The sequence below is a fragment of the Xylanibacter ruminicola genome, assembly GCF_900107775.1.
Lineage (GTDB): Bacteria > Bacteroidota > Bacteroidia > Bacteroidales > Bacteroidaceae > Prevotella > Prevotella ruminicola_C.
The window spans coordinates 834,539-846,876 of the sequence record NZ_FNRF01000001.1 but is presented as its reverse complement, the minus strand read 5'-3'; the positions used below and the strand labels follow the sequence as shown (position 1 = coordinate 846,876).

Sequence of the window (12,338 nt, the reverse complement as noted above, 5' to 3'; positions counted from 1 at the left end):
TATTACATACGCTCAGGAACCTCGATGCCCAGCAGGCTCATACCGTTCTTAATGATCTTGGCCACATTCTTAGCCAGCATCAAGCGTACGGCCTTCTTCTGCTCATCAGGTTCGTTCAGAATGCTGTAATCGTGATAGAACTGATTGAACACCTTGGTAAGCTCGTAGCAGTAGTTAGCAATACCACTTGGCGAGTAATCCTTACCTGCCTGCTCTACAGCAGCACCAAACTCGTTCATCTTCTGAACCAGCTCTACCTCCTTCTCAGCCAGATCAACCTGAGCATGAGCAGGCTTCAAGCCCTCAGCCTCGGCCTTACGCAGGATTGAACGGATACGAGCATAGGTGTACTGGATGAAAGGACCGGTATTACCGTTGAAATCGATACTTTCCTCGGGGTTGAACAGCATGTTCTTACGTGCATCAACCTTCAGGATAAAGTACTTCAGGGCACCCATACCTACCACACGGGCAATCTCACGGCGCTCCTCTTCGGTCATATCGTCGAACTTACCCAGTTCCATCGAGGTCTTGTAGGCATCCTCAACCATCAGTGCCATCAGGTCGTCGGCATCAACAACCGTTCCCTCACGACTCTTCATCTTACCGTTTGGCAGCTCAACCATACCGTATGAGAAGTGTGTAAGTTCCTTACCCCACTTGAATCCTAAGCGATCCAACAGGATAGAGAGCACCTGGAAGTGGTAGTTCTGCTCGTTACCTACCACATATATCATCTTATCGATAGGATAATCCTTGAAACGCATCTCGGCAGTACCGATATCCTGAGTCATATATACCGAGGTTCCATCGCTACGCAACAGCAGTTTCTGGTCGAGGCCCTCGTTAGTCAGGTCGGCCCAAACCGAGTTGTCCTCGTGACGCTCAAACAAACCTTTAGCCAAGCCCTCTTCTACCTTAGCCTTACCCTTCAGGTAGGTCTGACTCTCATAGTAGATCTTATCGAACGATACGCCCATCTTCTTGTAGGTCTCATCGAAACCGGCATATACCCAGTTGTTCATCTTCTCCCACAGAGCGCGTACCTCAGGATCGTTGTTCTCCCACTTAACCAGCATCTCATGAGCCTCCCTAATCAGTGGAGCCTCCTGCTTAGCTTTCTCCTCGTCCATACCCTGGGCTACGAGTTCCTTCACCTCCTCGCGGTAGTGCTTATCGAAAGCTACGTAGTAGTCGCCAATCAGGTGGTCGCCCTTCTTGCCCGATGTTTCAGGAGTCTCGCCGTTACCGTACTTCAGCCAAGCCAGCATCGACTTACAGATATGAATACCACGATCGTTCACGATATTGGTCTTCACCACCTTGTTACCATTGGCCTCCATAATCTGTGCCAAGCTCCAACCCAGCAGGTTGTTACGTACATGGCCCAGGTGCAAAGGTTTGTTGGTGTTAGGCGAAGAGTATTCGATCATAACCAGAGGCGACTCGTCGGTAACCTGCTTCATGCCGAAACGCTCATCCTTATCGATAGCATCGAGCAACTGCAACCAGGCACCATCGCCAACGCTCAGGTTCAAGAAACCTTTTACCACGTTAAACTTCTCAACAGCTGCACAGTTAGCAGTCAGGTATTCACCAATCTCCTGTGCTGTCTGCTCCGGACTCTTCTTGGCAGCCTTCACAAAGGGGAATACCACCAGAGTCAAGTTACCCTCAAACTCACTTCTTGTCTTCTGCAACTGCAGCATCTTCTCTGTGGCATCCATGCCATAGAGAGCCTTTACTGCCTCGCCTGCAGCCTTGCTGATTAATGCTTCAATATTGACTTGCGTCGAACTTTGTTTCATATCTTTTGATTTTTGGGTGCAAAATTAATAAAAATATATGGAAAATAGACACTTAGTGTACAAAAAGTTACATCTTTGTACAAAAAAACGCACATAGTTTAAAACTTTTTTGTATCTTTGCGCCCGACGAGAGAGAAATAGAATGAGACGTAGCCTTAAACATATCACCATGGTCTTTGCTGTAATGCTGGCCTTGCCAGTAGCGGCAAAGGGTGAAAGATTTGTGTTTACTACCATCTGGACGGCGCAGGCACAGTTTGCCGGCTATTATGCCGCCAAAGAGAAAGGATTTTACGACGAAATGGGCCTGGATGTGGTTATCCAGCACCCTTCGCTCACCAGTTCGGCCTCCAACCGATTGAAGACCGACCAGTGCGACGCTGCCATGTTTTCGATGATGTCGGCCATGGACTTCATTGCCCAAGGCACACCACTGGTAAACATCTTTCAGGACTCCATGAACAGCAGTAACATCTTAATTTCGCGCTGGGGTGCTGATCCGTCAAAGATGAAAGGTCAGCGTGTGGGCATCTTCAATTCCGACCCCAACTACCTAACCTTTATAATGAGTAAGAAGGAAGGCATGAATTACGAGTGGGTGCGTTTTACCAGCGACATCAACGTGTTCCTGTCGGGTGCCGTAGATGCCACTATGGTAGTGAGTTACAACGAGTTCTGCCAACTGAAGCAGGCCGGATTTAATCTCCCCGAAAGAAGTTTGTATCGTTTTAGCGATCACGATTATAACATACAGGAGAACGGCGTTTACGTAAAACGCCAGTATTACAACACCCACCGCAGTACCGTGGGTAAGTTTGCAGCCGCCAGTCGCCGTGGCTGGGAGTGGGTAGCCGCCCACCCCGACGAGGCCTTGGAGATTGTCATGAAGTATGTGCGTAAGAATGGTATCCACACCAACCGCGTGATGCAGAAGATGATGCTCGAAGAGGTATTGCGCCTGCAGATTGATCGCGAGTCGAAACGACGCGAGTTCCGTGTACGTGCCGATATGGTACGCAAGGCCAGTAAGATGATGTTCGAAGCCGGCATGCTGAAACGCGAAGTAACCTACAAAGAACTGATTGGCCTATGAGAAAGCATCCATGGATAACAGCTGCCATCGGCACAGCCATCGCACTCCTGTTGCTGGCAATACTCACCTATAGTCGCCAGATTATACAGCAGCAGGCGATGGATGATGCCGTAGAATCGCTACAACAGGTCATGGAGCGTACCGACCGTCATCTGCACCAGATAGAGGCCGCAGCCGACAGTTTGATTCCTAAGATTGAACAGCATATCGACCAGCCCGACATGATGTTTGCGTACAGCAGAGAGTTGCTGAAGCAACACCCCGATCTGAAAGGCTGCAGCATATCGTTCGATCCCTATTTCTATAAGGAGAAAGGTCAGTATTTCTCGGCTTACTCATATAAAAAAGGTAACCACATCGTAACCGAACAGGAGGGTAACGACAACTATCAGTATTTTTATATGGACTGGTACGTTATCCCACGTATGCTGTACCACTCGTACTGGATAGAGCCGTTTGCCGAGAAGAGCACCAGCGGTATTGTGGTTAACGATATTATGACCTCGTATTGTCAGCCCATACAGGGTGGCCCCGAAAAAACAGTGGGTATCCTCTCGGCCGATGTGCCACTGAGCTGGCTGGCCGATCAGATAGAAAACTATCAGCCCATGCCCAAATCGTATTGCATGCTGATAGGTCGTGGCGGCTCCTACATTGTTCATCCCGACAGCACCCGACTGCTGTACGAAACCATTTTCACCTCTACCATCGAGCATCCCGACACAGCCCTTACCTCTTTGGGACGTGCCATGACCGATGGCGAAACAGGTTACAAGTCACTACGCCTGGATGGCGTAGATAGTCATGTGTTCTACATGCCGTTCCGCCAAACAGGTTGGAGCATAGCCCTTGTATGCCCCAACGAGGTTATTCTCAGCAACTATCGCCTGTTGCTTTATTTCCTATTGCCACTAATTCTATTATCCATTATGCTCATGTTCATGCCTCTATGGCGCTTGCTGTTCCGCCGACGCCACTTTGCAGCCGTGCTGCTTCCCTTGCTTGTACTAACTGCCACCTCGTGCCACAACAACCAGCCGAACAAACCAACAGCCTCGGACCAATCCACCCCCGAAGAACAAGCCGACAACGACATTAGAGAACAGCTAAACAAGTACGAGGGCAATCGCTGGTTCCAGGTGCTCGACAGTTTGGAACAGGCTGGCAAGATAGCCACCTGCCAAGCCGACTTTATGAGGGGCGAGAAGTATGAAGAAATGGAGCAACCTCGTTCAGCCTTGATTTTCTTTAGCAAGGCTATCGAAGGCAACAAACTACTGCAAATCAACAAAAGAAACTTCTACGATGCATACATGGGTGTATGCGCAGGCTATCTGAACAATAATAATGTAGAATTGGCGCTTAAAACTGCTACCGAGGGTTACGAGATTGCCAGCAAGGATAGCAGCATCATTGGTCGCGACATGAGCAACAACCTCCAGATGGAAATTGGCATGTGTCAATTACGACTGGGTCATAACGAGGAAGCTGCCGAAACTTTCGAAGAAGTTCGCCAGGGTGCCCTACAACTGGCACAGAGCTATCCCCAGAGTCCAAACTGTCAGGAGAGCTGCCTACTAATAGCCTCTAATATCATCAACTACTACATGAACCAGAAAAAGTTCGACTTGGTTGAGCCATGGCTAGATATGTTGGAAACAGCCCTTGAGCACTATGCCGCCACCAATGCACCTACAGAAAAATATAGCGACTATCTGGCCACACTGAATTGCGACAAAGCCATTATGTGGTCAATGACCGGACATCACGAGGAGGCCGAAGCCGCCTACCAGAGTTTCTTGTCATCCAATTATGCCCATAAGTTACGAGGCGTGTACGATCAGGCTTTTTATCTGGAAACTACCGAGCAGTGGGAAAAGCTGCTTTCTATAGTACTTCGCATTGATTCTGCTGAAATTGCTGCAGAGGTTCCGCCCACACTCGACTATCTGATTAACAGCCCTGGAATCATCTTCAAAGCCATGGTAAAAACCGGCCGGAAAGAAGACGCAATACTGAAAGCAGAGCAGATTATCAATATGCTTGATTCGGTAAAGGCATATCAGCACCGCAGCGATGCCGAGGAATTAGCTGTGATTTACGAAACCGAACAGAAAGAGCAGGAGATTGCCGCCCAGCGAGCCTCACTCAACAGTCAGCGCATGCAGGCCATCGTAGTAGTGGTACTGTTGCTGCTGATATTCTTAGGAGTGCTGTTCGAGTTCTATCGCAAACTGCGCCGTGCCCACACGTTGCTCGAGATTAGCTATAACAACCTGGTGATAGCCAACGAACGTGCCGAGGAGTCGTCGAAGATGAAGACCAATTTTATCCGTCAGATTTCGCACGAGATACGTACCCCATTGAATATCCTGAGTGGTTTTACACAGATTATCACCATGCCCGATATGAAGTTCGACGAGGCTACCCGCACCGATATCAATCATAAGATTGTGGAGAATACCGACCGTATTACCGGTCTGGTTAACAAGATGCTAGAACTGAGTGACGCCAGCAGCCAGGCCGTTATCAACCGCACCGACAATGTGCTGGCCGTACAGATTGCAGCACAGGCCACCGATGCCAGCGAGGTTGCCAATGCCAAGCACCTGAAGTTCGACTTACAGGTTGGCGACGCCGAAGGCGCAGTAACCATCACCACCAACGAACAGGCTGCTACCCGTGCACTTACCATGCTGCTTGATAACGCCCGTAAGTTTACCCGTCCGGCCGAGGCTAAGAATGAAAAACAAACTGAACAGCAACAGGTTACGCTTACACTCAAAAAGACTGAGAGCACCATCGAATTCATCGTTGAGGACACAGGTATTGGCGTCCCCATCAATGAAGCTGAACATATTTTTGATGAGTTTGTACAGTTGGATGAGTATTACGAGGGTACAGGTATCGGACTCACCGTAGCACGCTCATTAGCACGCCGACTGGGTGGTGATGTGGTGCTCGATACCACTTATACCTCAGGTGCTCGCTTTATCATGGCGCTACCTTTGGCCTAACTATATCAAGTCAAAATGCTGCAGGGCCTTGCGCACACCCTCATCGTCAACTGACGTCGTAATGTAGTCGGCCTCAGCCTTCAGTTCGTCGATGGCATTACCCATGGCTATGCCCACACCAGCCTTACGCACCATGGTACTGTCGTTACCGCCATCACCAAAGGCCATGGTATGGTCGGGGTTCAGTCCTAAGTGCTTGGCCATTGCCAACAGTCCCTCGCCCTTATCAGCACCTAACGCAGTTACATCGGTAAATGCCGGATGCCAGCGCCCTGAGGTACAGCCAGGCACGCGTGCCATCAGCTCAGCCTCGTATTCCTTACTAAAGAAAGGTGTTATCTGCATAATACGCTGCTGCAGCACCTCCTCTACAGGCTTGGCCTTATCCAGATTCTCCACCGCTAAGTGCTGACGGAAAATCTCATCCACCTGTCCCTGCGGGTCGAGCACAGCCACATCCCTCTCGCCAACTACTATCACGCCATAGTTCTTCTCTATAGCATCATCCACTATCAATCGGGCCTCGTGTGGCGGAATACTCTTGCAGGCCACCACTTCATCGCCTACAAAACAGTAAGCGCCGTTGGTCGTTACATAACCGTCAATCAGATGCTCGATAGCACCCAGGTTGGTTATAATAATAGGTGGGCGACCGGTGGCTATAAACACCTTATGTCCATTGGCCTTGGCCTGTGTAAGAGCCAAGATGGTAGAAGCGGGAATCTGATGAGTCTCAAAACTCACCAGTGTACCGTCGATATCAAAGAATAATGCGTAACTTGTCTGCATATATGCTTATTTTTTAGGTCCCAGTGCCCGTCGGGTTTGCAACAGCACACTGAGCAGTATCAGGGCGATGCCGATATAGAACGAGAAGTTTATCTCGCGGCCTTCGCCAAAAATCAGGAATGCTAATATAATGGTATAGCAAGGCTCCAGGTTGTACGTCAGGTTCACCGTAAAGGCCGAGAGTCGCTTCAGCGCCTGTATCTGTAGCAGATACATACCCACTGTACAGAACAGCGCATGACAGAGCATCAGCCATAGGTTAGTACCCTCGGGGACAACCACCACGGGCTGACTGCTGGGGAAGAAAGCCAGATAGATGGGGATGATAATCGATACCAGCACGATACCACCCGACATCTGGTACATCAGCACCGTACGACTACGCACACCCACGCTTGCCTTTTTATTGCAGATGGCATAGAGCGCACACACGGCACTCGACACCACACCAATGCCGATACCATAGCGGTAACGGGCATCTAACGAAAAAATGCACAGCACACCCAGCACGGTAATGAGCGAGAATACCAGCTCGGTAACCGACAGCTTGCGATGGTATATCATCGGCTCGAAAAGGGCTGTAAAAAAGCCCACTAACGAGAAACAGATAACACCAATCGACACGTTCGAGGCCTTGATGCTACTGTAAAACAGTATCCAGTGCAAACCTAACAGCGCACCGCAACCGCACAGCTGCAGAAACTTACGCCAGCCCACTCGTGGCAGTCCGGTAAACACCAGCAGGATAGCACTCGTAAACAGCATACGGTACCACACAATATCCACTTCGTTCAGGGTAATGAGTCGTCCAAACAGGCCTGTAAAGCCTGCCAACAGCACACTCAGGTGCAGTTGTATAAATCCACGTTGTGTTTCGTTCATTTATGTTTAGTTCGTATTATTTATTGCAAGGGTGTTAGTGGATAAACCATGTTCACTATAAATATGTTAGCTGCCAGTATGATAAGGTTCATCAGCAGTCCTATACGCATAAAATCGCTGAATCGGTACCCACCAGGACCGTACACCAGCATGTGTGTAGGCGATCCGATAGGTGTGGCAAAGCTACTGCTCACGCTTACCATCAGGGCTATCAGGAATGGGAATGGCTCGTAACCCAACTTCTCGGCAGTCTCGTACATGATGGGGAAGAACATGGCACCGGCAGCGGTGTTTGATATAAACTCGGTGATAAACGTACCCACAAAGCAGATGGCTGTCATCACCACTATCGGGTTAGTACCACACACATCCAGAATACCCATGGCCAGGCGCTCAGCAATACCCGTTTTCTGAATAGCCAGTCCCAGCACCACACTGCCCGCAAACACCATCAATATGTCCCAGTTAATGGCGCGCATGGCCTGGTCGGGCGTACAGCAGTGCAGTATCATCATGGCTGCAGCGGCAATAAAGGCACAATGCAGCAGTGGCATAATACCCAAGGCCGATACTGTTACCATCGCTATCATAATCAGCGCCGATATCAGCGTTTTGCTACCCACGTTTATCACCTCGTCGCCAACTCGCAATCCGCGCTCCTGAGCCAGCTGCAATATGTCTTTAATATGTCCGGCATAAGTCAGATGGTCGCCTCCCATCACAAACTCATTCTTATTCAGCGCCACGGGCACATTATCAAAGTGGCGGATCCTGATCAGTCGGCCACCCTTCACGTCGTACAAACCAGCATAGTCTAATGTCTCGCCAATAAACTTGTTGTTCGATGGCACCAGCAGCTCTACGGTATATTCGGCTGTATCCTCAAAGTCCGATTCGGGTGCTTTTCTATCGGGCAACAGCTTACGCATGGCAATAATGCTCAGCACACCTACCAGCAAGCAGAACAGGCCTGGTATCGTAGTTGCCAACACGTTCATCACATGACCCGTCTTATCGGCATACAATCCGCTGATAATCAGGTTTGGCGGTGTACCAATCAGCGTACACACACCACCCATACCCGAGGCATAACTCAGAGGGATTAGCAGTTTTGAGGGCGAGATGCCCAACTTTTTCGACCACATTTTTACAATGCCCACGAACATGGCCACCACCGTGGTATTACTCAAGAACGAACTCAGTCCGGCCACAGGCAGCATCAGTCGTATCACAGCCTTGCCGTAGCTGTTGGGTTGTCCTAACAGGTTTTTCACTATCCATTGCAGCACGCCGGTATAGGTAAGACCGGCCACTACCACAAACAATACTCCGATAACCACTACCGACGATGAACTGAAGCCCGAAAACGCCTCTTTAGCATCGAGCACCCCTGTAACAAGCAATATGCCGATGGCTGCTAAGAACACCACATCGGCCCGCAACTTTGTTAGCAACAGAGTAGTAAACATACCCAACACCGTAATAATCGTGATCCAGGCTTGGAGATTAAAACCCCATAACAGTTCTGTTTCCATGATTCAACAGATTTGTTTATTTAACATGCGGACAAAGGTACGTTTTTTCACCGAGAAGTGCAAGCAATTCTTGTTTTTTTTGCTAAATCTGGGAAAATAGTTGTATCTTTGCACCCATAAACTTACTTAATATGAAGCGATTTCTACCTCATTTTATAGCATTTATAGTGGTGGCCATCTGGGGCGTCACGTTTGTGTGCACTAAACTGTTGTTGCTGGGCGGACTAACTGCTGCCCAGATATTTATTCTGCGTTTTATCATCGCATACTTGCTGTTGTTAGGCTACAGCCTGTCAAAGGGTATCCATTGGCTCAGCAACAGTTGGCGCGATGAGCTCAACATGATGGCATTAGGTGTATTTGGCGGATCACTATATTTCCTCACCGAGAATAGCGCCATGAACTACACCACAACCACCAACACCAGCATCATCGTGAGTCTGTGCCCCCTGTTTGCCTCTGCCATTATCGGCGCTTTCTATAAAACCGAGCGCCTTAATCGCTGGCAAACCGCTGGCACTGTTATGGCGGCATTGGGAGTCATCATGGTGGTGATGAACGGCCATTTTGTGCTCCACCTCTCGCCTTTGGGCGATGCGTTGGCCTTTGGTGCCTGTATGTGCTGGGCGTTCTACAGTCTGCTGATTATCCCCGTTAGCAAGCGTTACCCCACGGTGTTCATCACCCGCAAGGTGTTCTTTTACGGTCTGCTGTCCATGATACCCTATATCATGCTGCATCCCGACCTCAACATCCAGCTGGTCATCAACAAGCCCACGTTGTTAGCCAACCTGCTATTCTTAGGTTGTGTAGCCTCCATGCTTTGTTACGTGGCATGGAACTGGGTACTTAAGCGTTTGGGGGCCGTGGTAGCCACCAACTACGTGTATCTTAATCCCGTTACCACCATCGTGTTTGCCTGGATGGTTCTTAACGAGCAGATTACCGTATGGTTCATCATCGGTACTGTACTCATCCTGTACGGCATGTACCTGGTAAACACCAAGCGCCCCAAGTTATCGGCTTAGTATCTGCTCGGCATGCTCCTTGGTTTTCACCTGCTTGCCGGCAAAAATCTGCTCAATCACTCCCTCCTCATTAATAATAAACGTGGTACGTATGGTGCCCTCGGTTTTCTTACCGTACATCACCTTCTCGCCCCAGGCACCCATCGCCTGTAGCAGCTCCTTATCCACATCCGCTATCAACGGGAAAGGCAATTCGTGCTTCTCCTTAAACTTCACGTGCGATGCTGCCGAGTCCTTACTCACGCCCACCACCTCGTAGCCAGCCCCTTGTAGTTCGTTGTAATGGTCGCGCAAACTACAAGCCTCAGCCGTACAGCCGCTGGTATTATCTTTTGGATAAAAGTACAACACCAACTTACGCCCACGATAATCACTCAAACGGATATCCCGTCCCTGTTCATCCTTGCCCAGAATTTCTGGCGCCTTATCACCAATATTCATACGCATCTAAGTTTTAAGTTCCTGCGGCAAAGATACAAATAATATCCGAATAATCAAATTTATAGCTAAAAATAAACCATTCGTTTTGGGTTTTCAAAGATTTAGAGTATTTTTGTACCCGAATAGTAAGGATTATCATTTTTTTGATTATCATTTTTTTGATAAAAAGCTTTGTTTGTATTTGATAATTGCTTATCTTTGCAGCCGAAAAGGTAATTATAAAGGATAAAAGAGTATGAAAAATCCGTTTGTAACCAAAGGATATGCAGGGCCCGAATACTTCTGCGACAGAGTACAAGAGACTGTGGATTTGGTAAAGTTGCTTACCAATGACAACAACATGGCCTTGATATCTCCTCGGCGACTAGGCAAAACAGATTTGATCCATCATTGTTTTGCACAGCCTGAAATTAAGGAAAAGTACTATACGTTTATCATCGATATATATGCCACAAGCTCTTTAGCCGACTTTGTAAGTCTTCTAGGACAGGCTATACTCGATGAATTAAAACCACGCGGCAGGAAGACTTGGGAGAAATTTGTTGGCACCCTTAAGTCCATACAGCAGCAGATTTCTTTCGATATGAATGGCAATCCTGTATGGGGAGTTGGCTTGGGTGCATATACTAATCCTGCAATTACTCTCGACGAGATATTCGTCTATCTTAAAACGGCCGACAAGCCTTGTTTGGTTGCTATCGATGAATTTCAGAAGATAACAGAGTATCCAGACGGTCAAAATGTAGAAGCTGCACTGAGAACACATATCCAAAGATGCCCAAATGCTACATTTTTATTTGCAGGTTCCAAGCGACATCTTATGGGTGAGATTTTCCTGTCGCCGTCACGTCCGTTCTATCAGTCGGTCATTACAATGGGGCTTTCTCCTATTCCCATCGAAAAGTATATAGAGTTTGCCTGCGCTCAATTCGAGAAATGTGGAAAGTCAATCCAGCCTGATGTAGTAGACATCGTTTATCAGCGATTTGATGGAATAACATCTTATCTGCAGCGTCTGATGAACGTGCTATTTCTAAATACCGCACAAGGCGAAACGTGTAGTAAAGATATGATCGACGTTGCTATCAACTACATTTTGGATCTGTATACAGAGTATTACAACACGCTGTTGGCCCAGATGTCAGAGAAGCAGCGCAACGTGTTTTTAGCCATAGCCTGCGAGCGAAGAGTGAAGAGCGTATCGGGTGGTGCTTTTGTGCGGAAATACCATTTGCAATCGCCAAGTTCTGTTATGTCTGCATTAAGAGGCCTTCTCGACAAAGATCTCATTACCCAGGAAAATGGTGAGTATTTTGTTTACGACCTGTTCTTCCAATTGTGGATAGAGAGAAAATAATCTTTGCAGCAGGAAGTAACAACGACTGACTTATGGAACAGAAATTCAGCAATAATAGTATTGACCTTCAGATGCTGCGTGCCATCATTGCCGAGCATATTCTCTTCCAGTTCCGTTCGCGTTACCTCGACATACATTGCGCCACGGCCCGCGAGCGCTACGAGTTGCTGCTACGTCGTTGTCCCGGCATCGTGCATCACCTTGCCTTACAGGACCTCGCCTCTTTTCTCTGTGTCACGCCCAATTACCTGAGCACCATCCGCAAGGATATCACGTTCGAAACGAAAAAATAGCGCACTTTCTTTAGTTCCTTTGATACCTCGCAGGTAGGATAAAGCTCTAAAAATCACCACCAAAACAAAGATTTTTGTACAAAAATGCCACAATT

At 48.3% G+C, this 12,338-nt stretch carries 10 protein-coding genes; 5 read left to right on the top strand and 5 right to left on the bottom strand.

Features of this window, described 5'->3' with window-relative positions:
- Positions 1-2: 2 nt before the first annotated feature.
- The gene (argS, locus tag BLU97_RS03180) at positions 3-1,808 is read right to left on the bottom strand and encodes an arginine--tRNA ligase (protein ID WP_074760215.1); all 1,806 of its coding nucleotides are present in this window, start codon (positions 1,806-1,808) and stop codon (positions 3-5) included.
- 142 nt (positions 1,809-1,950) lie between these two features.
- Here argS and BLU97_RS03175 point away from each other — a divergent pair, with 142 nt between their 5' ends.
- Together BLU97_RS03175 and BLU97_RS03170 are read left to right on the top strand one after the other, a co-directional pair.
- A complete protein-coding gene (locus tag BLU97_RS03175) occupies positions 1,951-2,901 on the top strand; it encodes an ABC transporter substrate-binding protein (protein WP_074760214.1) in 951 nt (316 codons plus the stop codon).
- Positions 2,898-5,918 (top strand): ATP-binding protein, encoded by a 3,021-nt coding sequence (locus tag BLU97_RS03170; RefSeq protein ID WP_074760213.1) that lies wholly within the window; start codon positions 2,898-2,900, stop codon positions 5,916-5,918. Before BLU97_RS03175 ends, BLU97_RS03170 begins: the two co-directional genes overlap by 4 nt.
- Here BLU97_RS03170 and BLU97_RS03165 read toward each other — a convergent pair whose 3' ends face one another.
- From BLU97_RS03165 to BLU97_RS03155, 3 genes are read right to left on the bottom strand one after another with little or no spacing between them, the layout of a single operon-like run.
- Positions 5,919-6,707, bottom strand: coding sequence for a Cof-type HAD-IIB family hydrolase (locus BLU97_RS03165; protein WP_074760212.1), 789 nt, complete (start codon positions 6,705-6,707; stop codon positions 5,919-5,921). It abuts the gene before it with no gap.
- A gap of 6 nt (positions 6,708-6,713) precedes the next feature.
- Positions 6,714-7,589, bottom strand: coding sequence for a DMT family transporter (locus tag BLU97_RS03160; protein WP_074760211.1), 876 nt, complete (start codon positions 7,587-7,589; stop codon positions 6,714-6,716).
- A gap of 20 nt (positions 7,590-7,609) precedes the next feature.
- On the bottom strand, positions 7,610-9,124 hold the full coding sequence (locus BLU97_RS03155; RefSeq protein WP_074760210.1) for an SLC13 family permease: 1,515 nt from the start codon (positions 9,122-9,124) through the stop codon (positions 7,610-7,612).
- Between the two features lie 131 nt (positions 9,125-9,255).
- Between BLU97_RS03155 and BLU97_RS03150 the strand changes: the two genes are divergently transcribed.
- Complete coding sequence (locus BLU97_RS03150; protein ID WP_074760209.1) at positions 9,256-10,152, top strand: DMT family transporter; 897 nt, start codon at positions 9,256-9,258, stop codon at positions 10,150-10,152.
- On the opposite strand, the gene bcp is transcribed toward BLU97_RS03150, so the two are convergent.
- Positions 10,141-10,593 (bottom strand): thioredoxin-dependent thiol peroxidase, encoded by a 453-nt coding sequence (bcp, locus tag BLU97_RS03145; protein WP_028902714.1) that lies wholly within the window; start codon positions 10,591-10,593, stop codon positions 10,141-10,143. The genes BLU97_RS03150 and bcp overlap by 12 nt on opposite strands.
- Positions 10,594-10,828: 235 nt before the next feature.
- Between bcp and BLU97_RS03140 the strand changes: the two genes are divergently transcribed.
- The gene (locus tag BLU97_RS03140) at positions 10,829-11,950 is read left to right on the top strand and encodes an AAA family ATPase (RefSeq protein ID WP_074760208.1); all 1,122 of its coding nucleotides are present in this window, start codon (positions 10,829-10,831) and stop codon (positions 11,948-11,950) included.
- A 32-nt stretch (positions 11,951-11,982) separates the two neighbouring features.
- Positions 11,983-12,243, top strand: a complete 261-nt coding sequence (locus tag BLU97_RS03135) for a hypothetical protein (protein ID WP_074760207.1) — start codon at positions 11,983-11,985, stop codon at positions 12,241-12,243.
- Positions 12,244-12,338 lie beyond the last annotated feature (95 nt).